The sequence below is a fragment of the Hymenobacter caeli genome, assembly GCF_013294115.1.
GTDB lineage: Bacteria > Bacteroidota > Bacteroidia > Cytophagales > Hymenobacteraceae > Hymenobacter > Hymenobacter caeli.
On sequence record NZ_JABSNP010000003.1, the window covers coordinates 372,994 to 394,464 of the forward strand.

A 21,471-nucleotide genomic window follows, 5' to 3' on the forward strand; every position below is an offset into this window, starting at 1 on the left:
ATAAGTCTAGTTACAGCAGCTTGCGCAATGCCCACAGGCTCCACAGCACCACCATCAGGCCCACGCCCAGAAACATCCAGCGGGTGGGGATGCGGCCGGCCAGGCGGGCGGCGATGGGCGCGGCCGCCACGCCGCCCACGATGAGGCCCGCCACGATTTGCCAGTGCGAGAGGCCCAGGAGCGAGAAAAACGTGAGGGCGCTGGCGAGCGTCACGAAGAACTCGACCAGGCTGACGGTACCGATGACGTAGTTGGGCGTGCGGCCGTTGGCGATGAGCGTGCTCGTGACCAGGGGCCCCCAGCCGCCCCCGCCGAACGAGTCGAGGAAGCCGCCGGCGCCGGCCAGCCAGCCGGCGTTCTTCACCTTGCGCCGCCGCTCGCGCTGCTTGCGCACGGCCTTCACCAGGATGCGGATGCCCAAAATGAGCAGGTACACGGCCAGCAGGGGCTTGATGTAATTAGCGTATTTTTCGCCGAAGTGGGCCAGCAGCAGGGCTCCGCCCACGGAGCCGGCGACGCCCGGCAGCAGCAACACCTTGAACAGGCGCTTGTTGACGTTGCCGAACCGGTAATGGTGGTAGCCCGAGGCCCCGCTGGCAAACATCTCGGCCGTGTGGATGCTGGCGCTGACCGCCACCGGGCTCAGGCCCAGCGACATGAGGCTGATGGCCGACACCACGCCGTAGCCCATGCCCAGCATCCCGTCGATGAGCTGCGCCCCGAAGCCCACCGCCACGAACGTGTAAAACGTGCCCGACGAGCGGACGACGCCCCACACCTGCGGCCAGGTGAAGTAGTACGACAGGATGGTGAGCATCAAAAACAGCGCGAAGGCCCCCAGCGTGGCCGTGGCCACGTGCTGCCAGTAGGCCACGGCCGACGCCTCGTCGGCGGGCCCGAAGGCGGCCACGGCGTGCAGGCGGCGGGCCACCGCGCCGGCTTGCACGCGGCCGTGCAGGGCCGCGTCGTCGGTGGCCACCAGCACGAGGTCGTGGCCGGCTAGGTCGTCGGGGGTGAAGGCGCGGCGGCGCAGAATAACCTGCTCGTGCTGCGCCGCCAGCGCGTAGAGGGCCGGCAGCAGCTGCGGGGCCACCACGGTCACGGCCGCGTGCGGGTGCTCGTGCAGCACGGCCGCGAGCTGGGCCAGGGCCTCGGGGCCGCCGCCCACCAGCAGCACCCGCCGCTGCGCCAAGTCCAGGAATATGGGCAGCGCGGGGCCCGGCGGCGCGGGCCGGGGAGCCGCCGCCGCTGGGGGCACAGGCAAAAGGAGGTCGGTAGCCATATTCAGGTGTAAAATAAGACTTAATCGCGAAAGCAGCGCCCCGGCGGGCCGGGGCCCCGGCTCCGGCCTGCCGGGCCTCGTGCGGCGGCCTGGTACCCCTTAACCGGCCTGCCCCATGCAACCCACGAACCCAACGCCCGGTCTTTGGGTTGCTGACGCGTTCCTTTCCTACATTGCCTGCATGGAAGCCCTTGCTTATTCTGCTTACGTCGACATCAACGCGCCGCTGGTGGAGCGCTGCCGCCTGCACGACCCCCAGGCCCAGGCCGAGCTGTACCGGCGCTACGCCAAGGCCATGTTCAACGCGGCCCTGCGCATCACCGGCGACTACGCCGAGGCGGAAGACGTGCTCCAGGAGTCGTTCCTGAGCGCCTTTCGCGAGCTGGGCACTTACAAAGGCGACTCGGCGTTCGGGGCCTGGCTGAAGCGCATCGTGGTCAACAAAAGCATCAATTGCCTGCGGCAGCGGCGGCTGGCGCTGGTGCCGCTGGGCGAGCAGCACCACGACGCGCCCGCCGACAGCGGGGCCGCCGCCGGGCCCGACGACGACGCGGAAACCCATTACCGCGCCGACGTGTTGCGCCGCTGCATCCAGGAGCTGCCCGACGGCTACCGCGTGGTGCTCACGCTCTACCTGCTCGAAGGCTACGACCACCTGGAAGTAGCCGGCATCCTGGGCATCTCCGAATCCACGTCCAAGTCGCAGTACAGCCGGGCCCGCACCAAGCTGCGCGAGCTGGCGGCCCGGCAGGGGCTGCGCTGATGGTACTACTATTGCCGGGCCCCCGCCCTTTTTTGCTTTTCCTCTTTATGCCGCGCCGGCAGCCCTTCCCACCCACCGCCGCCCGCCTGTCCTTACCACTACCATGCAATCCGCTAAGCCCGATTCGTTAGAACACTTTGTTGAGCGGCACCGCGCCGATTTCGACGCCCACGAGCCGCGCCCCGAGCTGTGGGCTGCCCTGGCGCAGGAGTTGGCCGCGCCCCGCGCCGCCGGCCCCGAAGCCGCGCCAGCGGCCCCGCCCGCCCCGGCGCTGCCCGCCGCCGCCCGGGCCCCGTGGCTGCACCGCTACGGCGTGGCCGCCGCGCTGGCGCTGCTGGTAACGGCCGCCGGGGCCAGCGAGGCCTGGAAGTCGGGGCACGCGCCGGCCGGGGCCGAGCCGGGCATCGCCGCCGAGCCGGTGCTGCGCGTGCCCGCCGCTGGCTCCGACGCGGCCCTGTACCTGGGCGGCGACCCGCAACCGCTGGCTGCTGCCGACCGCAACGACCTTACCGAGAGCCGCCTGGCCACGGCCGTGCGCGGCATGGAAACCTACTACGTGGCCCAGCTCAGCGAGCGCAAAACCGAGCTGCGCCAGCTGGCCGATTCGGCCGCTGGCAGCCCCACGGCCGAGTGGCGGCACGAGCTGGCCGGCCTCGACTCGAGCTACCAGTCGCTGAAAGCCGAGCTGCCCCGCCACCCGCAGCCCGACGTGGTGCTGAGCGCCATGAACCGCAACCTGCAAATCCGCCTCGACCTGCTCGACCGCCAGTTGCAGTCGCGCACCATGGCCCAGGGCCGGCCGGCCGGCTCCGCCGGGGGCCTCGTGCTGGCCGACAGCCGCTACCACCGCCTGCCGTAGTGGGGCCCCGCACCACTCGACGGGGCGCGGGCTGGGCGGCGCTGGCCCTGCTGGCCGCGGGGCTGCTGGGCCCCGGCGGGCCCGCCCAGGCCCGGCGCGGGCCGGGGGCCCCGGCCGGCCAGACCGGCGCGGGCCAGCAGGGCCCGGCGGCCCCGGCGGGCCCCGAGCAGCTGGCCGGGCCGGCCGATGCCGCCGCTACGCCCCCCGTGGAGCTGCGCCGCCACCTGAGCCGGCGCTATCGGGTGCCGGCCGGCGGCCGCCCCTTTGCGCTGGAGGCCCGCTACGGCCGGGTGCAAATCAACACCTGGGGCAAGGCTGAAATTAAGGTGGAAGCCGAGCTGGTGGCCCGCTCCGAAACCGACGCCGGGGCCCGCCAGGTGCTGGACGCGCTGGGCGTGCAGTGGCTCGACTACGACGCCCGCACCGGCGGCGTGCTGGTGGCCTCGCAGTTCGGGCCGATGCTGCGCGGCCGCAGCGGGTGCAGCGGCCGGCGCTACGAAATCAATTACACGGTGTGGCTGCCCGCCGCCACGGCCCTGCGGGTGGCCAACGGCTTCGGCACCGTGACGGTGGCCGACGACCTGACGGGCCCCACCGACCTGGCCGTGGACTACGGCGACCTGCGCACGGCCCGCCTCGGGAGGGGCCGCAACGCGGTGCGCGTGGCCAACGGCAACTGCACCATTCCGTTCGCGGGCCGCGCCAGCATCGACGCCAGCTACGCGCACCTGCGCCTCGACGCCGGCCAGACCGTGGACCTGCGCACCAACTACGCCGACGTGGAGGTGGGCACCGTGGAAAACCTGGTGGTGCACAGCAAGTACGGCGACGTGGCCCTGGGCACGGTGCGCTCGCTGCGGGGCTCGTCGGGCTTTTCGCGGGTGAGCGTGGAGAAGATAGGGGAGGAGCTGGACATGGCCCTGCGCTACTGCCCCGATTTCGAGGTGCGCGGCACGGGCCCCAACTTTCGCCAGATTACCCTCGACGGCGGCTACAGCACCATCCGCCTGGGCTTCGCCGCCACCCCGGCCTTCCGCTTCGACGTGCGCACCGAGCAGGGCCAGCTGCTGGTGGACCCCGCCCTGGTGCGGGTGCTTTCGGAAGCCCATCAAGCGCAGTCGAGCGACGTGTCGGGCGTGTTCGGGCGGGCCCAGCCGGCGCGGGGCGCGGGCAACGTCAGCATCAAGGTGCGCTACGGCACGGTGCGCTTCAGCCGGTAGGCGAAGGGGATGCAGAAGCGGTTTTCAAACTAAAAGAACGTCGTGCTGAGCGCAGCCGAAGCATCTCTCCCGCAGCAGTAATCGGTTTGATTGGTTATGCAGTAGAGACGCTTCGGCTGCGCTCAGCACGACGGTTCCCTATAGTCCAAGTAGTCGCTGGGGCCCCGCAGGCCCGGAGCACGGCCGCCGCAAAGCGGGCCCCGCCCTACCTTCGGCCGCCCACTCACCCGGCTTGTTTCTCATGCGCACCTTCAACTGGGCCATCCTGGGCCCGGGCCACATCGCCCGCAAATTTGCCGCCGACCTGGCGCACGTGCCCGGGGCCCGGCTGCACGCCGTGGCCTCGCGCCGCCGGGCCACGGCCGAGGCCTTCGCCGCCGAGTTCGGGGCTCCCCACGCCGTGGGCAGCTACGCAGAATTGCTGGCGGTGCCCGGCATCGACGCCGTGTACATCGCCACGCCGCACTCCGAGCATCACGCCCACACCTTGCTGTGCCTGCGCGGCGGCCTGCCCGTGCTGTGCGAAAAAGCGTTTGCCCAGAACACTAGCCAGGCGCAGGAAATGGTGCGCGTGGCCCAAGAGCAGGGCGTTTTCCTGATGGAAGCGTTTTGGACGCGCTTCTTCCCGGCCATCGCCCAGGCCCTGGAGCTGGTGCAGGCGGGCACCATCGGCGAGGTGAAGCACCTGGTGGCCGACTTTGGCTTCGCGGCCACTTTTGAGCCCGAAGGGCGGCTGTTCAGCCCCGCGCTGGCCGGCGGCTCCCTGCTGGATGTTGGCGTGTATCCGCTCTTCATCAGCCAGCTGTTCCTGGGGAGGCCGGCGGCTGTGCGGGCCGTAGCCACGCCCACCGGCACCGGCGTAGACGCGAACTGCGCGATGGCGCTGGCCTACGCCAGCGGGGCCACGGCTACGCTGTTTTCCACCATCGCCGCCCCCACCGACAACCGCTGCGTGCTGTACGGCACCAAGGGCCAGCTGCAGCTCCTGGGGCGCTTCCACGCGCCCACCGGCGTACGGGTGCAGCTGCTGGGCGAGGAAGAAGCGCGGGAATACCCCGCGCCCACGGCGGGCGGCGGCTACCACTACGAGGCGGCGCACGTGCAGCAGTGCCTGGCCCAGGGCCTGCGCGAGAGCCCGCTGCTGCCGCTGGCCTTCAGCCTGGAGCTGATGGAGCGGCTGGACGCGGTGCGGCGCGAAATCGGGCTGCGCTACCCGGGCGAGTGAGCCGCCGGGGCCCCTGGTGTTGGCCGGCAAAGCCCCCGGAATGCCGTTACTTTACCGGGTGTCCCGCTTCCTCCTTCCGCTGCTCGGGCTGCTGGCCGGCCCCGCCCTGGCGCAGTCCGGGCCGCGCCCTTCCGCCGCCGCCGTGTCCGCCGCCCCGTCTTCTTCGCTGAAAACATACGCCCTGCGCCTGCGCCCCGGCGACGACCTGCGCCAGGGCCTCCTGGCCTTTGTGCAAGCCCAGCACCTGCGGGCGGGGGCCCTGCTCACGTGCGTGGGCAGCCTCACGGTGGCCACGCTGCGGCTGGCCAACCAGGAGGGCCCCACCGAGTACCGCGGCCACTTCGAGATTGTGTCGCTCGTGGGCACGCTTTCCACCAACGGCTCACACCTGCATTTGTCGGTGGCCGACAGCACGGGCCGCACCCTGGGCGGCCACCTGCTCGACGGCTGCCGCGTCTACACCACCGCCGAAATCGTGCTGGCCGAACTGCCGGCGCTGGAGTTCCGGCGCGAAACCGACCCCACCTTCGGCTACCATGAATTGGTAGTGAGCCCCGCGCTGGGCCATGCAAAAAAATAATACTGGCGGATGGATAATTAATGAGCAAATCGGGGCGCAGATGCGCTACCAGTGCTTATTATTGTGGCAGTGCCCGCCGGCCCGGCCGGGGACGCACAGCCCTTTCCGGTCCTGTTATACTTCTTCTACCGATTGTTATGTTACGCACTATTTGCGGGGCCGGCTTGGCCCTGCTGGTGCTGGCCCCGCGGCTAGGCGCGGGCCAGCAAGCCCCCTCGTGGCCTGCCCAAGGGCAGCTGGTGAAGGAAGGAGTGGCCCTGCACGACAAGGAAGACTACGCCGGGGCCATTGCCAAGTATCGGGCCGTGACGCCCGGCGACACCACCTACGCCCTGGCCCAGAGCGAGCTAGCCCTGTCGCTGGAGGCCGCCGGGCAGCACGCCGAGGCTGCCGAAGCCGCCCGCCACGCCCTGGCCATCAACCCCTTTGAGGGCATTACCTACGCAACGCTGGCCGATGCCCAGGAAGAGCTGAAGCAGCCCGAGGCCGCCTTGGCTACTTACCAGCAAGGCCTGCACTTGTTCCCCTACAGCCAGACCCTGTACTACAACCAGGGCCTGACGCAGCTGCGCCAGGGCCAGACGGCTGCCGCCCTGGCCAGCCTCCAGCACAGCCTGGAGCTGAAGCCCTTACACGCCAACTCGCACCGGCTGCTGGCCTTGCTGGCCGCCGAGCAGGGCCACACGTCCCACGCACTCCTCAGCTCGCTGCTGTGCCTGGCCACCGGCGATGCCAGCCCGGCCGCTCACAGCGTGCTGGTGCAGGCCGAGCGGCTGGCGCAGGGCGTGCCGGTGGTGCTCGACAACGAGCGCACGGCCCCGGTGTCGCCCAACGAAGCGTTTGCCGAGCTGGACCAATTGCTGGAAAGCAAAGTGGCTTTGCAAAAAGAATACGTGTCGAAAGTGAAGTTTGCGGCGGCCGTGGTGAAGCAGACCCAACTGCTGGTGGAAAAATTTCCGGTAGACGGGCCGGCCACCGATTTTTGGGTGCGGGCCTACGCGCCAGTGGTGGCCGTGCTGCGCCGCAACGACAACTTGGTGCCCTTTACCTACCTCATCCTGCAATCAGCCGACGACAAAAGCGCGGCCCAGTGGCTTAAAAGCAACAAAGGCAAAGTCGATGCGCTGGTGCGCGAACTGGTGCCCGCCCTGCTCACCTTGCGCGAGCAGCAGCAGGTGGTGGGCGGTGCGCCCGGCCAGCGCGTGGCCGGCTGGTTCAGCGACGGCGAGCTGGACGGCCTGGGCCCGGGCCGCCGGGAACAAGGCAAGTTCGTGGGCTCCGGCGCGTGGATTGGGGTGAGCAGCGCGGGCGCGGTAACGGAGCGCGGGCAGTACAACGCGGCTGGCCAGGTCACGGGCCCGTGGCAAGTGCTGCGGCCCGACGGCACCCCGCAAGAAACCTTGTCCTTTGACAAGGGCGTGCGCGAAGGCCCCACCAAGGAGTTTTACCCCGGCGGCCAGCCCTCGCTGGAAATCACCTACCACCTGGGCAAGGCCGAGGGCCCCGCCACCCGCTACAACGAGTGCGGGGCCCGCACCAGCACGCGCACCCTGAAAGCCGGCAACCTGGAGGGCCCTTACGCCACGTATTACGCCAACGGCCAAGTGCACTTGCGCGCCGTGGCCCACGCCGACGAAACCGACGGTTTGGAAGAAGGCTTTTACCCCGACGGCACCCCCGAGTACAGCATCGTGCTGGCGGCGGGCAAAAAACAGGGCCCCTACGCCACGTACTACCCCAACAAGGCCCCCGAAAAGAAAGGCACCTACGACCAGGGCACCCTCCACGGGCCCTACGCCGAATATTTTGCCGCCGGTACCCTGCGCGAGGATGGCCGCTTCGAGCACGGCAAGCGCGCCGGCACCTGGCACGAATACTTCCCCGGCGGCAAGCCGAGCGTGGAAAAAAGCTACGACGAGGCCGGGGAGCTGCACGGCCTCTACCGCGACTACGACGAGCAGGGCCACCTATACGCCGACACCGAGTACGCCCACGGCCGCACTGCCCGGTTGCGCTACTACGACCGGGCCGGTAAAACCGCGCTCGACCAGCCCGTGAAAAAAGGCCGCGTGCCGGTGCACGCCATCGACGCCGACGGCCGGCCGCTGGCCACGGGCACCTTCAACGACGGACAATTTGCCGGCGAATGGAAGTGGTTTTACCCCGACGGCCAGGTACGCGAAATCAGCCACTACGACGACAAGGGAGTAAAAGCCGGCGTGTCGGAGGTCTTCTTTCGCGACGGGCAGGTGCAGCAGCGGCTGCACTACGGGGCCGATGGTAGCCTCGACGGCTACTTTGAGCGATTCCTGGCCGACGGCCAGTTGGCCCAGGCCGGCTACTACCAAGCCGGCGAGCGCCAGGGGCCCTGGAAAGACTATTATCCCACCGGCCAGCTCAGCGAAGAGTACGAGCTGCACAAGGGCCTGCAAAACGGGCTGGCCCGCAGCTACGCGCCCGGTGGCAAGCTCACCCAAGAGCGCACGTATGCCTACGACCAGCTGCGCCGCATCGCCACCTACGACTCGACGGGGCGGGTGCTGACGCAGGTCGACCTCACGCCCGCCAGCAAGGAGTACGTGCTGCACTACCCCGGGGGCCAGCCGCTGTACCGAACCGCCCTCTCGTGCTATGACAGCTACGGCCCGGTCACGTGGCTGCGGCCCGACGGCAGCGTATCGGTCAGCGGCAGCTTGCTCAACGACCGCCGCTACGGGCCCTACCAAACGTTTTTTGCCACCGGCAAGCCCAACCAGGTGTTGGAATACCAGGGCGGCCAGGTGAACGGCGATTGGCAGGCCTTTTACCCCAGCGGGCAGCTGCGCGCCAAAGGCCGCTACGCCAACGGCCAGCAAGAAGGCGAGTGGATTTTTTATTTTGACAACGGCCAGGTGGAAACGGTACAGCAGTACGTTGCCGACGAGCTGCACGGCCCGAGCCGTCGCTACAACCCCGCCGGCGAGCTGTTGGCCGAGAAGCGCTACGAGCACGGCGCGCTCGTGAGCTTCCGCGGGCCCGGGGCCCCCGAAGCGCCCTGGCAGTCCCTAGCCAACCTGAGCGGCCCCGTGCAAACCGCCTTCGCCAACGGCCGCCCCGCCACCGCCGAAACCTACGCCCACGGCGAGCCCACCGGCCCGGCCACGCTCTACTACGCCGCGGGTGGGGTGTTTCGGCGCGGGGCGTACCAGCACGGTGCGCGCGTGGGCCTGCTGGAAAGCTTCTACCCCAACGGCAAGCTCATGGAGCAGGAACATTACCTGCACGGCGAACTGCACGGCCGCTGCCGCTATTACCGCCCCGACGGCACCCTGGAACGCGAAGAAACCTACCTCAGCGGCGAGCGCAGCGGCCCCGCCACCGCCTACAACGCCGCCGGTAAGCCCTTGCACACCGACGTGTACTGGAACCAGATGGTGTACGGGAAGAAATAACGAAGCCGGACAATCTTATCCTATTAACCTATTGATTATTAATTGAATCATTATGCTGCGTCGATTATTCCTGCTGCCGGCCTTGCTACTGGCGGTGGCGGCCCGCGCCCAGGCCCCCAGCCCGCTGCTGGCCGCCATGCAGCAGCAATACCCGGGCGAAAAAGCCGTGTACCTGGAGCTGCGGCAGGACCTGACCGTGGAAATCCGCAACGATTCGGTGCAGGTGCTGGCCCGCCACCACGCCGACATGCTGCACCTCGGCGAACAGTCGGCCATGTACGCCAACGACCGGGTGTCCAGTTCCCACTTCAGCCGCTTGCAGAAGCTGGGGGCCCGCACGCTGGTGCCGGCCGGCGACAAGTTCAAAACCGTGAAGGTGACGGACTTCAAGGACAAGTTTGAGATGCAGAACGGGGTGTTTTTCGACGATACCCGGTCCACGTCGTTTTCGTTTCCGGCCGTCGGGCCCGGGGCCCGCACTGTCACCGACTACACCGTGCGCCACGTGGATGCCCGCTTCGTGCTGCCGTTCTACGTGGCTTCCTACGTGCCCGTGCGCCACGCCGAGCTGACCATTACGGCCCCCAGAGGCGTGCGCATCGGCTACAAAACCTTCCACGCCGAGAACACGCCCATCAAGTACACGCAGGAGGAAAAGGGCAACCAGGTTGTGTACCGCTGGACGGCCGACAACCTGCCTAGCCCGCCCCGCGACGAGGACGCGCCCGAGGCGAGCTACTACCTGCCGCACATCGTGTTTTTCGTGGAGGAAGCACCCGTGGGCGGGCAGGCCCGGCAACTGCTCTCGGGCGTGCCCCAGCTGTACACGATGTACGCCGACTTCGTGCGTCGCATCGACCGGCACCCGAGCCCGGCCTTGCAGCACCGCGTCGACTCGCTGGTGTCCGGGGCCCCCAGCGAAGAAGAAAAAGTGCGCCGCATTTACTACTGGGTGCAGGACAACGTGCGCTACATCGCCTTCGAGCAGGGCCTGCGCGGCTTCATTCCGCACGACGCCGGCCTGGTGTGCGCCCGCCGCTACGGCGACTGCAAGGACATGGCCAACCTCACCAACGAGATGCTGCACCTGGCCGGCGTGCAACACGCCTACCTGACCTGGGTGGGCACCCGCGACCTGCCCTACAAGTACGCCGAGCTGGCCACGCCCGGCGTCGACAACCACATGATTGCCACCTACGAGCCCACGCCGGGCCACTACGTGTTCCTCGACGCCACGAGCAAGCACACGCCCTACGGCATGCCCTCGGCCATGATTCAGGGCAAGGAAGGGTTGCTGGCGCTGGACGCCAAAACCAGCCGCGTGGTCGACATCCCGGCGATGGACAAGGCCCGCAGCGGTGCCGACGACACGTCGGTACTGACGCTGGACGGCACCGCCCTGCGCGGTACCGGCCAGCTCCGCCTGGCCGGCTATTCCAAGGTGCGGCAGAGCTACGGCCTCGACGGCCTGGACGGCACCGACGAAACCAAGTACGTTAAAAGCCTGCTCGAGCGCGGCAACAACAAGTTTTTCGTGGACAAGTACACCATTGCCAACCTCGACGCCCGCGACCGGCCCCTGAGCATCAGCTACGACTACCGCCTGCAGGATTACGTGCAGCGGGTGGACGACGAGGTATACGTCAACCTCAGCCTGGAGCGGCCCTACGCCACCGACCGCATCGACTCGACTACCCGCAAGCTGCCGCGCTACAACGAGTTTGCCCACACCGACCACACCCGCACCGAGCTGGTAGTGCCCGCCGGCTACGAGGTGAGCTACCTGCCCCCCAGCGCCCAGGCCCAGGGCGACGCGCTGGGCTTTAAGGTGAGCTACGAGCGCAAAGGCGACAAGATTATCCAAGACCGGGAGCTGTACGTGAACTACCTGCTACTCCAGCCCCAGCAATTTGGCCGCTGGAACGCCGTGGTGAACAAGCTTGGCACCGCGTACCGCGAAGTGGTGATTTTAAAGAAGAAAAAAGGCTAATGTTCTATTCAATAAACATTTGATTATCAAATAGTAATTATGCGATTCCTTTTACTTTTTCTGCTCCTGCTGGTCGCCGCCGGGGCCCCAGCCCAGACCCTGCCACCCAACCTTATTCACGCGGGCTACGACTGGGATGGGGGGCGCCACCAGCGCCTGCCCGTGTCGGCGGCCGAGGCCGTGCTGCCGGCCATCATCCTGAAAAACTTCACGAGTCTGGAGTACTATTACGACGCCGGCCGCAAAGACCTGCGCCTGTTTGCCACCGAGCACCGCATTGTGCGCGTCAACACCTCGGAGGGCATCGAGCGGTTTAACAAAATTGTGGTGCCGGTGCTGGAGTCCGGGGCCGTGGTCGACATCAAGGCCCGCACCATCAGCCCGCGGGGCGAGGTGCGCGACGTGAAAGCCGCCGACATGAAGGAGCTGAAGGACCAGGACGGGGGCCGCGGCTACCGCGTTTTTGCCGTGGACGGGGTGGAGAAAGGAAGCGAGGTGGAGTACTTCTATACCCGTGAGCGGCCCCTCAACTACTTCGGCAACGAGGTGTTGCAGGGGGAAACGCCCGCCCGCGACGTCACCTTCGAGCTGATTTCGCCTACCGTCCTCACCTTCGAAACGCGCGTGTACCACGGCCCGCCCACCGTGGCCGACACCACCCTGCCCGGCCACCGGGTCTTGCGTCTGGCCCTGAAAACCGTGCCCGCGCTGCGCGAAGAAGCCTTTGCCCAAATGAAAGCCCAGCGCATGCGCGTGGCCTACAAGCTGGCCTACATCGCCAGCAAGGGCGCGGCCCGCCAGTTCACTTGGGCCGATGCCAGCCAATACGTGTACCGCTCCACCACCGCGCAGAGCAAAGACGATGCGAAGGCCGTGGCCCAGGTGCTGGCCGCCGCCAAGCTGCCCGCCACCGGCCCGCTGGCCGAGCGCATTGCCGCCGCTGAAAATTACGTCAAGCTCAACTTCAATCTGGAGGAAAGCACCAGTCCCGTGCTGGCCCAAGTGGTGGCCAGCCACAACGCCCCCGAGGCCGGCTTCACCCGCCTGCTGGCCGCCCTGTACCGCAGCATGGGCATCGACTACGAGCTGGTGGTGACCAGCAGCCGCGACGCCACGCCCTTCGACGGCAGCTTCGACACCTGGGACTCGCTCGACCACTTCGCGCTGTACTTCCCGGCCACCGGGCAGTACCTGGCCCCCGGCCGGCCCGAGTACCGCTACGGGATGCTGCCGGCCGAGTGGACGGCCGGCTCGGGCTTGTTCATCAAAAGCGTGGCGCTGGGCACCATAGAGTCGGCGGTGGGCCGGGTGAAAGATATTCCGGCCTTGGGGGCCGACCAGAGCCCGCAGGACCTCGACGTGGCGGTGGCCTTTTCGCCCGACCTGAGCACCAGCACCGTGCAGCTGCGCCAGACCCTGGGCGGCTACCCGGCCGTCCAAATCCAACCCTACTGGCCGCTGATTCCCGAAGCCAAGCGCACCGAGCTGTTGCAGCAGCTGCAAAAATCCATCGTGCCCGACGCCAGCAACTTCCAGCGACTGGGCGTCCGCAACGCGGAGCGCGGCGTGAACCCCCTCGACAAGCCGTTCATCGTCGAGGGCCAGTGCGAATCGGCGTCGCTGCTAGACAAGGCGGGGCCGCGCTACCTCTTCAAAATCGGCACCCTGCTCGGCAGCCAAACCGAGCTGTACCAGACCGAAACCCGCCAGTTCGACGTAGAAAACGAGCACAACCGCCGCTACCTGCGCACCATCCGCTTCGACGTGCCGCCGGGCTACAGCGTGCGCAACCTCGCCGACCTGAACGTGGACGTGAAAGCGGGCCCCGACGCCGTTAAACCCGTCTATGATTTCCGCTCGTCCTACGTGCAGCAGGGCCAGACCGTGACCGTGACCATTGCCGAGCACTACCGCGAAGTGCGCTGGCCCAAGGCCGATTTCGAAGCCTTTCGGGCCGTGGTGAACGCGGCGGCTAACTGGAACAAGGTGGTGCTAGTGCTGGACAAGAAGGGCTAGCGGCCGTGCGGTAGGAAGCGGGGCTCACCCCGGCACAGACTGCACCGTCGGGGCCCGCCGGGGTGCAACACTGGGCCCCGCTAGCAGTTGCTGCGTTGCGTCGTCTGGCAGTGGCAAAACGTACCTTCGCCCCATGCCCGTCACCACCGATACCCCGCAAGCCGCCGCCTTCCGCCGCCAGGTGCTCAGCCCGGCCAAGCTGCGGCTGTTCATGCTGCGCAAACTGCCGATGGCCTGGCTGGCCGGCTTGCGCCTGCGCGCGCTGACGCCGGAAGGGGCCACGGTCACTATTCGGTACAAGTACCTTACCCAGAATCCGTTTCGTAGCATCTACTTTGCCTGCCTGGCGATGGCGGCCGAGCTGGCCAGCGGCCTCCAGGCCATGATGCACGTGCAAACCGGGGCCCCCGTGTCGATGCTGGTGACGGGCCTGACGGCCGAGTTCACCAAGAAAGCCACCGGCCTGGTAACCTTCACTTGCCCCGACGGCGCGGCCATTGCCCAAGCCGTGGCCGAGAGCCGCGCCACCGGCGAGGGCCGCACCGTGGTGTGCACCAGCACGGGCGTGGACGAGGCCGGCGACGTGGTGGCGGTGTTCCGCGTCACGTGGTCGTTCCGGGCCAAGCGCTAATTTCCTTTGCCTAATTCCTTATTCCTTCCGTATGACGACACGCTACACATCCGGCCGGCTCTTTTTGCTGGTCCTGCTCGGCACGGTGCTGGGCAGCGGCTGCCGGCAATCCGCCAGGCCGGACGCCCCGGCCAACGCCCCGCGCTTTGAGGTGGCAGAGGCCTCGATTGCCGACGTGCAAGGGGCCCTGAAACGGGGCGACTGCAACTGCGAGCAGCTCGTGCGGGCGTACCAGGCCCGCATCGCCGCTTACGACCAGCCCACCGGGCTCAACGCCATCATCTTAACAAACCCCGCCGCGCTGGCCACCGCCAAGGAGCTGGACGCCGAGTACCGCCGCACCGGCAAAATGCGGGCGCTGCACTGCATCCCACTGATTGTGAAGGACAACTACAACACGGCCGGCCTGCAAACCGCGGCCGGCTCGCTGGCCCTCAAGGGCTTCGCGCCCACCACCGATGCCACGGTGGTGCGGGCCCTTAAGGCGGCCGGGGCCATCGTGCTGGCCAAGTCGAACATGGCCGAGTGGGCCTTTAGCCCGATGGTGACCATCAGCTCGCTGGCGGGCGAAACCCGCAACCCCTACAACCTGGCGCACGTGCCGGCGGGCTCCAGCGGGGGCACGGCGGCGGCCGTGGCGGCCAGCTTCGGCACGGCCGGCCTGGGCACCGACACCGGTAATTCCATCCGGGGGCCTTCGTCGCACAACGCGCTGGTGGGGTTCCGGCCCACGCTGGGGCTGGTGAGCCGCGCCGGCATCGTGCCGCTGTACCTGCGCAACGACACCGGGGGCCCCATGGCCCGCTCCGTGGCCGACGCCACCCGCCTGCTCGAAGTGATGGCCGGCCCCGACCCGGCCGACCCGCTCACGGCCTACAGCGCCGGCCAGGTGCCGGCCGGCGGCTACCAGCGGTTTCTGATCAAAGACGGACTCAAGGGGGCCCGCATCGGCGTGCTCCGCACCCTGAGCGAGCGGAACCCCGACCCGCAGGTGAAGGCCGTGTTCGCGCAGGCGGTGGCCGACCTGCGCCGGGCCGGGGCCGTGGTGGTGGACGTGGACATCCCGGACTTTGCCCAGGTCAGCAAGGGCCAGTGGGCCTCGGTTTTCAAGCACGACGTGAACGCCTACCTGGCCGCCCAGGGCCCCGGCGTGCCCGTGAAAAACATCGACGCCGTGCTGGCCTCGGGCAAATACGCGGCCTACATTAAGGAAAATTTGCAGGACGAGCTGGCCCACGGCGTGAGCCCGGCGGCCAGCACCGCCGGCCGCGGCGAGGCCTATACCGACCCGCGCCGCATCGCCTTCCGCCGCGCCGTAACGGCCGTAATGGACCGCTACCAAGTGGGGGCCCTGGTGTACCCCACCTGGAACAACCCGCCCGCCAAAGTGGGCGACTTCAAAGGTTACAAAGGCGATAACAGCCAGCTCATTGCCCCGCACACCGGCCAGCCGGCCTTCACCGTACCCATGGGCTTCACCTACGACCACCTGCCCGCCGGCCTGCAGTTCCTGGGCCGTTCCTTCGACGAGCCGACGCTGATAAAGTACGCTTACGCCTACGAGCAGGCTACGCACCACCGCCGGGCCCCGGCGCGGTTTCCGGCGCTGCCCGGAGTGGCGAGCCAACAGAAGGCCGGCCGCTAGTTGCCCGGCTTTTGTAGTAGTTGCAGCAGTTGGTCGAGCTTGCTGTTAGTTTCGGTTTGGCCGGTTTTGAGGCTGGCAACGTCGGTTTTTACGTCCGTGATGTCGGTTTTTACGTCCGTGATGTCGGTTTTTACGTCCGTGATGTCGGTTTTTACGTCCGTGATGTCGGTTTTGAGGCCGGCAACGTCGGTTTTTATGTCCGCGATGTCGGTTTTGAGGCCGGCAACGTCGGTTTTTATGTCCGCGATGTCGGTCTTCATTGCCATTTGCTCGTGCAGCAGGAAGGTGATATTATCCCCTTGCTGGGCTACTGCCGTAGTTAATTGACCAACAGCGCCGTTCAATTGACTAATAGCACTGCCCAACTGTTTGAGCTGGTAGGTGTGCCGGTCCAGGATGGTGATGGTTTCGGCAATCAGCGGCTCGAGTTGGTTGAGGCGTTCGTCGGCGGTCATAGAAAGAAGCAAAAGCCTGTTTTGGGCAGTAAGCCAAATTTAAGGGCAAATTATTTAGGATACCGCGCATTGGCCGAGGTGGACTAGTTCGGGCTACCGCGGCGACGACAGCCATCGTGTCGCGCCCCAGCCGGCCAGGCTTCGCCGCGCCTGTGGGCCATGGATGTCCTCTATGACCGCTTGTTCGCGGTGTCCGGCCGGCAGGGCCCTCAGCCTGCCGGGCAGCACTACAGCTTGGGCTTTTCGGTCAGCGTCAGCAGCTCTTGCAGGTAGCTGCCCCAGATGGCGGGGTTGGAGTGCGTGCCGTGGCCGGTGGTGAGGTCGGTGATGGGCAGCAGGATGTACCGGCCCTTGGCTACCTTTTTGATTTCATTGTCCAGGATGCCCAGCTCGGGCGGGTTCACCTGGTCGTCGGCCGAGTTGATGGCGAACAGCGGGGCCCGGATGGCGGCCAGGTGCGGGGCCGGGTTGTAGTCGCGGGAGGCGTCGAACTGGTAGATGAAGTCGTTGGCGTCGAGGGCGGCGTAGAGGCTGGCTTCGGTTTTGGCCAGGGCGGCTTCGGCCAGGGCGCGGGTGGGGGCCAGCCGCTGCATCTGCTTGGGGCTGCTGGTCATGAAGATGAGCGACGACGCGGCCCCGGCGAGGCCCGTTTTGGGCTCGGCGGTGTAGGCCCCGCCCTTCCACTCGGGGTCCATTTCAATCATATCGATGGCCATTTTGCGCAGCATGCGGTTGCGGCCCCCAATTTCCACCGGCAGGCTGGCCAGGGGCAGCAGGGCGTCCATGAAGCCGGGGTACTGGTAGCCCCACACCCAGGTTTCCATGCCGCCCATCGACGTGCCCATCACCAGGCGCAGGTGGGCCACGCCGAGCTTTTCGGTCAGCAGCCGGTAATTGGCCAGCACCATGTCGTCGTAGGTGTACTTCGGGAACTGCATCCGCAGGCCGTTGCTGGGCTTGCTGGACTTGCCGTGGCCGATGGCGTCGGGCAGGATGACGTAGTACTTGGCCGCGTCCAGCGGCTGTCCGGGCCCGAACAGGTGCCCCGCAAACAGGTCGCTCAGAAAGCTGGTGCCTGCGCCCGTGGTGCCGTGCATGATGACCACGGCGTTCGTGACGCGGCCGCTGCGGTCCTTGCGCGGCTGGCCCACGGTGGTGTAGTGCAAATTCAGCACCGGCAGCGTTTCGCCGCTGGCAAACCGGAACTGGGGCAGCGCGAAGTCGCCTTCTACCGGGGTGGGGTAATGGGCCTGGGCCCGGCCGGCCGCGGGCAGCAGCAGCCAGCAACACAGAAGCAGGGCGAGGCGAGCGGTAGGGCTAAGGTTAAGCATGGGCAGGGGCCTGAACGATTAAGGCAAAGTGCGCTGGCACGACGGCCGGCGCGTTTCCAAATGACGCGTAGAAAAAGCAAACCGCCGGTGGCTCAGAGCGGGGTGGTCCGGCGACTTTTCAGTCGTCGGGCCACTCTGACTAACCACAAAGCTCGCGCTGCTCCCCTGGGGCCCCCTGAGCTGAAGCACCGCGTAACAGCAGTCACTGAAAAAGCAGCCGCTCCGGGGTACTGTCAGAGTGGCCCGACGACTGAAAAAGTCGCCGGACCACCCCGCTCCCGCCCACCGCCGGCAACGGGGGCCTGAGTTGCCCAGCTGCCTACCGCTCCCCGCCCTCGCGCTTGGAGGTGAGCACGTTCACCAGGCCGTCTTCGCTCACGACCACGGCCAGGCAGGGGTAGCGCGAGCTTTCCACGTAACGCATGGCCGAGTTGTAGCGGGCCCCGCGGCTGCCGTCGCCGCGGCCGCTGGCGGTGCCGTCCAAAATCACGCCGATGGAGTAGCAGTAGCCCTCGGGGTCGAGCAGCACGGCCCCGTCGATGGCCGTGACGAGGCGCGTGATGAGGGGCGTGAGCGGCACGGGCTCGATGAGCGTGCACTGGAGCTTGAGGCGGTCAGCTTCGGCCAGGGCCTCGGTGGTGATGACGAGCAGCGTGCCGTGCTTCTGGCGGCTGGCTTCGAACACCACGTCCCAGAGCTTTTCCACCTTGGGGGCCTCGGTGAGGCCGAAGGTGCGCTTGAGGTCGCGCCGGAAGCTGGCGCGGCTCAGGCGGGCGCGGGGCAGGCCGGGCAGGCCGTAGTGGGTGCGCATGAGCACGTGGCTGGCGTGCTGCAGCTCCCAGGCGTAGTGGGTGATGAAGTTGACGGCGAACAGGTCTTCGCGCGTGGCGTCGTAGTGGCCCACCTGGCGGCCCAGGGCGTACACGTTTTCGCCGTCGGCGAGCAGGTGCACGTCGGGGGCCGTCATTTCCAGCAGCTTGCGCACGGCCCGGTAGTCGGTGAGCGGGGTGGGGCAGGTGAGGGCGAATATTTCTTCCAGGTTGGGGTGGTGGCGGCGGCCCAGCAGCAGCCGGCCCACGCCCTCGGCCCCCTCGTAGCGCAGGCTCGAGATGGTGTTGCAGGTGGTAAAGAGCTGGGCCACCAGCGGGTCGAGGCCCAGGGCCTGGGCCGGCGTGTCAAGAAAGGCGCGGCCGGCGGCGCGCAGCAGCTCTTCGGTTTCGCGGGGGCGGCCCACCACGCCCGCGCCGGGCTCGGGCTCGCTCAGGTTCTTCACGCCCTCCTCGTTGAAGCGGTACAGCGCGGCCATCACCAGCGACGCGGCCAGCGGCCGGCCGTCGGTGTAGTAGCGGTCGGGCAGTAGGCTGGGGTGGGCCCGCAGGGCCTTGCGCTGGAGCCGCAGCACCGTCACAATAAAGTGCTCGTTGATGAGCACCGGCCAGCCCGCGAAGTGCACGTGCGACGTGTCCACATCCAGCCCGTCGAGCACCTCCTGCACGGCCGTGCGCAGGCCCCGGCCCTGCTGCCGCCGCCGCAGGATGGCGGGCGTCAGGTCGTCGCGGTCCAGGTAGCCGCCCTGGGGCACAGAATCCTGCAAGTACCGGCCCCGCGCCACGGCCCCGGCAAAGTGGTCGGCGGGCAGAGCGCGCGCGTGGGGCTCGAGGCAGCGGGCCGACAAGGTGTGCTCGGCGGGCAGGGCCAGCAGCAGCACCACGGGGTGCAGCTCCTCGTCGAGGGCCCCAAACAGCTCCTCGGCCAGGGCCTGGGCCAGGCGGCGGTAGCGGGCCTGGTAGGGCCACACGGGCGGGGCGTTCGTGAGGGCGGCCACGTCGTCGGAGAGCAGGGTATCGGTTGAAGAGAGAAACATGGGCGGCGGGAAAGGGGGCGCGGAATAACCACAACAGCGAAAGCGGGCGAAAAGTCCGGCCCCCGCCAGCGTTGCCGCGGCGGGCGGCGGGGGGGCGCGGCCGGCCTACAGCTGAAACAAGACGGGCAGCACCATCTTTTGCTTTAACGGCTTGCCCCGGTAGCTGGCCGGCTCCCATTTCGGGGCGGTGCGAATCAGGCGCAGGGCCTCCTCGTCCAGGCCCGAGCCCATCTTTTTGATGACGCGCGCATCCGTCAGGCTGCCGTCGGCCTGCACGATGAACTCGACCGGCACCTTGCCCTGGATTTTGCGCTGGCGGGCCAGCTTGGGGTACTGCTGGTTTTTCTCAATCCAGGCAAAAAACGCGTCGGTGCCGCCCACGGGCTGGGCGGGCCGGTCGGGGGCCACCACGGCCGGCTGGTCGGGGTGGGCCGAGGCGGCAATGTCGGCCGCGTTGGGCGGCGGGGCGGGGGCCCCGCCCTTGGCCGGCAGCTGCACGGGGGCGGCCGGCGGCGAGAGCACGAAGCTCACCGGCACCGTCACGCGCTGGCGCACCACCTGGTTGCGGTTTTTGGCCGGCGTCCAGCGGGGCCCGCTTTTGATGAGGCGCACGGCCTCGGCGTCGAGCAGCGGGGCCACGGGCTTGGCCACCTCCACGTGGCTCACGACGCCGGTTTTTTCCACCACGAAGCGCACCGGCACCGTGCCCTGCTGGCCCTGCTGCATGGCGGTGGTGGGGTAGCGCTGGTGGTCGGCCAGGAACTGGGCGTAGCGCGCGGTGCCGCCGATGGGCACCGCCGGCTGGGCCACCGAGTCGTACACTTCGGCGCGGTCGGGCTTGGGGGGCATGGCGCGCTTCTGGGCGTGGGCGGTGGCGGCGGCCAGGCACAGGGCCAGCAGCAGGGGTTTGGGCGGAACAGGTAGCATCATCGGACGGGAATAAAAAGAAGTAACGGCGAATAGGCTCCCCAAAATACGCTAATTTTAAGCGTTCTGACGGGCGCTGCTGGCGGCCCCGGCCCGAAAAAGTGCCAAACCGAAGCCGCCGGCCGGCCGCGGCTCCTGCCCCGCCAGCTAACTGCGGGGGCCCCCAGCTGCGTATTTTTGGGAATTAATTCATTATTCCTTCATGTACATCCGTTCCAACCTTCGGCCGGCGCTTATCTGGCGCATGTCGCGCCGCAGCCTCATCGTTTTCACCATTTACAACACGCTGGTCTGCCTGCTCTACGGGCCCCTCGACGTGCACGTGCTCGACATTCCGTGGCAGCCGGTGGCCACACTGGGCACGGCGGTGGCGTTCTACATCGGCTTCAAAAGCAACGGCTCCTACGACCGGTTCTGGGAGGGCCGCCAGCTGTGGGGCAGCATCGTGAACGTGAGCCGCACCTGGGCCATCCGGGTGTTCGATTTCGTGCAGCCCGAACCCGGCCAGGGGGCCCACTTGCCCGACCCCCAGGAGCCGCACCGCCGCCTCGTGTACCGCCAGGTGGCTTGGTGCAACGCCCTGCGCCTGCACCTGCGCCGCCAAATCGCTGAGCGCTGGGACGCCGAAGTGGCCCCCTTCCTGCTCGACCCCGCCGAGTCGGCCGCCGCCAAGGGCATGAGCAACCCGCCCACGCACCTGCTGCGCCACCAGAGCGAGGAGCTGCGGGCCCTCTACGAAGGCGGCCTGCTCAGCGAGTTCCGCCACGTGGCCCTGATGGAAACGATTCAGGACATGTTCAACGCCCAGGGCGGCTGCGAGCGGATCAAAAACACGCCGTTTCCGCGCCAGTACGCCTACTTCAGCTTCGTGTTCGTGTGGGTGTTTGCCGCCCTGCTGCCGCTGGGCCTGGTCGAGGAGTTCGACCACCGCGTGGCCCTGGGCCAGTACCACGTCTGGCTGATGGTGCCCTTCGCGGTGCTGGTGTCGTGGGTGTTCAACATCATCGAGCTGATGGGCCACGCCACCGAAAACCCCTTCGACAACCAAATCCACGACGTGCCGATGACCACCATTTGCCGCAGCATCGAAATCGACCTGCGCGAGCTGCTGGGCGAAACCGCGCTGCCGCCCAAAATCGAGCCCGTGGACGACGTGCTGTACTAGCGCGGTTGCCGCGCCGGGGCCCGGGGCCAAGGTCGACGGAATGACCCGCCATTTTCCGGCCGTTCGGCGGCGCCCGGCGGCTGGCTT

At 67.8% G+C, this 21,471-nt stretch carries 16 protein-coding genes; 11 read left to right on the top strand and 5 right to left on the bottom strand.

Going from position 1 to position 21,471, the window contains the following annotated elements; translation table 11 throughout:
* Positions 1-10 precede the first annotated feature (10 nt).
* Positions 11-1,282 carry a TSUP family transporter gene (locus HNP98_RS05090; protein WP_173808949.1) on the bottom strand — a complete coding sequence of 424 codons (1,272 nt, stop codon included), beginning with the start codon at positions 1,280-1,282 and terminating at the stop codon, positions 11-13.
* A gap of 181 nt (positions 1,283-1,463) precedes the next feature.
* Between HNP98_RS05090 and HNP98_RS05095 the strand changes: the two genes are divergently transcribed.
* From HNP98_RS05095 to HNP98_RS05140, 10 genes are all read left to right on the top strand, one after another.
* Positions 1,464-2,045 carry an RNA polymerase sigma factor gene (locus HNP98_RS05095; RefSeq protein WP_173808950.1) on the top strand — a complete coding sequence of 194 codons (582 nt, stop codon included), beginning with the start codon at positions 1,464-1,466 and terminating at the stop codon, positions 2,043-2,045.
* A gap of 103 nt (positions 2,046-2,148) precedes the next feature.
* On the top strand, positions 2,149-2,904 hold the full coding sequence (locus HNP98_RS05100) for a hypothetical protein (RefSeq protein WP_173808951.1): 756 nt from the start codon (positions 2,149-2,151) through the stop codon (positions 2,902-2,904).
* On the top strand, positions 2,904-4,124 hold the full coding sequence (locus HNP98_RS05105) for a hypothetical protein (protein ID WP_173808952.1): 1,221 nt from the start codon (positions 2,904-2,906) through the stop codon (positions 4,122-4,124). The genes HNP98_RS05100 and HNP98_RS05105 overlap by 1 nt, the downstream gene beginning before the upstream one ends.
* A 241-nt stretch (positions 4,125-4,365) precedes the next feature.
* Complete coding sequence (locus HNP98_RS05110) at positions 4,366-5,349, top strand: Gfo/Idh/MocA family protein (protein WP_173808953.1); 984 nt, start codon at positions 4,366-4,368, stop codon at positions 5,347-5,349.
* Between the two features lie 58 nt (positions 5,350-5,407).
* Complete coding sequence (locus HNP98_RS05115; RefSeq protein WP_317171045.1) at positions 5,408-5,929, top strand: PPC domain-containing DNA-binding protein; 522 nt, start codon at positions 5,408-5,410, stop codon at positions 5,927-5,929.
* Between the two features lie 137 nt (positions 5,930-6,066).
* Positions 6,067-9,360 carry a hypothetical protein gene (locus HNP98_RS05120; RefSeq protein ID WP_173808955.1) on the top strand — a complete coding sequence of 1,098 codons (3,294 nt, stop codon included), beginning with the start codon at positions 6,067-6,069 and terminating at the stop codon, positions 9,358-9,360.
* A gap of 52 nt (positions 9,361-9,412) precedes the next feature.
* On the top strand, positions 9,413-11,350 hold the full coding sequence (locus HNP98_RS05125) for a DUF3857 domain-containing protein (protein ID WP_173808956.1): 1,938 nt from the start codon (positions 9,413-9,415) through the stop codon (positions 11,348-11,350).
* A 39-nt stretch (positions 11,351-11,389) separates the two neighbouring features.
* Complete coding sequence (locus tag HNP98_RS05130) at positions 11,390-13,366, top strand: DUF3857 domain-containing protein (RefSeq protein WP_173808957.1); 1,977 nt, start codon at positions 11,390-11,392, stop codon at positions 13,364-13,366.
* 133 nt (positions 13,367-13,499) lie between these two features.
* Entirely contained in the window at positions 13,500-13,997 is a 498-nt protein-coding gene (locus tag HNP98_RS05135) for a DUF4442 domain-containing protein (protein ID WP_246274970.1), read from the top strand.
* A 31-nt stretch (positions 13,998-14,028) separates the two neighbouring features.
* Entirely contained in the window at positions 14,029-15,642 is a 1,614-nt protein-coding gene (locus HNP98_RS05140) for an amidase (RefSeq protein ID WP_173808958.1), read from the top strand.
* On the opposite strand, the gene HNP98_RS05145 is transcribed toward HNP98_RS05140, so the two are convergent.
* The 4 genes from HNP98_RS05145 to HNP98_RS05160 all read right to left on the bottom strand — a co-directional run bounded on the left by HNP98_RS05145 (position 15,639) and on the right by HNP98_RS05160 (position 20,222).
* Positions 15,639-16,097, bottom strand: a complete 459-nt coding sequence (locus HNP98_RS05145) for a hypothetical protein (protein WP_173808959.1) — start codon at positions 16,095-16,097, stop codon at positions 15,639-15,641. The genes HNP98_RS05140 and HNP98_RS05145 overlap by 4 nt on opposite strands.
* Positions 16,098-16,324: 227 nt before the next feature.
* Positions 16,325-17,428 carry an alpha/beta fold hydrolase gene (locus HNP98_RS05150; RefSeq protein ID WP_173808960.1) on the bottom strand — a complete coding sequence of 368 codons (1,104 nt, stop codon included), beginning with the start codon at positions 17,426-17,428 and terminating at the stop codon, positions 16,325-16,327.
* Positions 17,429-17,747: 319 nt separating this feature from the next.
* Positions 17,748-19,292, bottom strand: a complete 1,545-nt coding sequence (locus HNP98_RS05155; protein WP_173808961.1) for a diadenylate cyclase — start codon at positions 19,290-19,292, stop codon at positions 17,748-17,750.
* Positions 19,293-19,397: 105 nt separating this feature from the next.
* Complete coding sequence (locus HNP98_RS05160; RefSeq protein ID WP_173808962.1) at positions 19,398-20,222, bottom strand: energy transducer TonB; 825 nt, start codon at positions 20,220-20,222, stop codon at positions 19,398-19,400.
* A gap of 199 nt (positions 20,223-20,421) precedes the next feature.
* Here HNP98_RS05160 and HNP98_RS05165 point away from each other — a divergent pair, with 199 nt between their 5' ends.
* The gene (locus HNP98_RS05165) at positions 20,422-21,384 is read left to right on the top strand and encodes a bestrophin family protein (RefSeq protein ID WP_173808963.1); all 963 of its coding nucleotides are present in this window, start codon (positions 20,422-20,424) and stop codon (positions 21,382-21,384) included.
* The last annotated feature ends 87 nt before the right edge of the window (positions 21,385-21,471 follow it).

What these genes read in the sequence shown, in the direction of transcription:
- HNP98_RS05090 (WP_173808949.1), bottom strand. Translation starts at nt 1,282, where the DNA reads ATGGCTACCGACCTCCTTTTGCCTGTGCCCCCAGCGGCGGCGGCTCCC.
- HNP98_RS05095 (WP_173808950.1), top strand. Translation starts at nt 1,464, where the DNA reads ATGGAAGCCCTTGCTTATTCTGCTTACGTCGACATCAACGCGCCGCTG.
- HNP98_RS05100 (WP_173808951.1), top strand. Translation starts at nt 2,149, where the DNA reads ATGCAATCCGCTAAGCCCGATTCGTTAGAACACTTTGTTGAGCGGCAC.
- HNP98_RS05110 (WP_173808953.1), top strand. Translation starts at nt 4,366, where the DNA reads ATGCGCACCTTCAACTGGGCCATCCTGGGCCCGGGCCACATCGCCCGC.
- HNP98_RS05120 (WP_173808955.1), top strand. Translation starts at nt 6,067, where the DNA reads ATGTTACGCACTATTTGCGGGGCCGGCTTGGCCCTGCTGGTGCTGGCC.
- HNP98_RS05125 (WP_173808956.1), top strand. Translation starts at nt 9,413, where the DNA reads ATGCTGCGTCGATTATTCCTGCTGCCGGCCTTGCTACTGGCGGTGGCG.
- HNP98_RS05130 (WP_173808957.1), top strand. Translation starts at nt 11,390, where the DNA reads ATGCGATTCCTTTTACTTTTTCTGCTCCTGCTGGTCGCCGCCGGGGCC.
- HNP98_RS05135 (WP_246274970.1), top strand. Translation starts at nt 13,500, where the DNA reads ATGCCCGTCACCACCGATACCCCGCAAGCCGCCGCCTTCCGCCGCCAG.
- HNP98_RS05140 (WP_173808958.1), top strand. Translation starts at nt 14,029, where the DNA reads ATGACGACACGCTACACATCCGGCCGGCTCTTTTTGCTGGTCCTGCTC.
- HNP98_RS05145 (WP_173808959.1), bottom strand. Translation starts at nt 16,097, where the DNA reads ATGACCGCCGACGAACGCCTCAACCAACTCGAGCCGCTGATTGCCGAA.
- HNP98_RS05150 (WP_173808960.1), bottom strand. Translation starts at nt 17,428, where the DNA reads ATGCTTAACCTTAGCCCTACCGCTCGCCTCGCCCTGCTTCTGTGTTGC.
- HNP98_RS05155 (WP_173808961.1), bottom strand. Translation starts at nt 19,292, where the DNA reads ATGTTTCTCTCTTCAACCGATACCCTGCTCTCCGACGACGTGGCCGCC.
- HNP98_RS05160 (WP_173808962.1), bottom strand. Translation starts at nt 20,222, where the DNA reads ATGATGCTACCTGTTCCGCCCAAACCCCTGCTGCTGGCCCTGTGCCTG.
- HNP98_RS05165 (WP_173808963.1), top strand. Translation starts at nt 20,422, where the DNA reads ATGTACATCCGTTCCAACCTTCGGCCGGCGCTTATCTGGCGCATGTCG.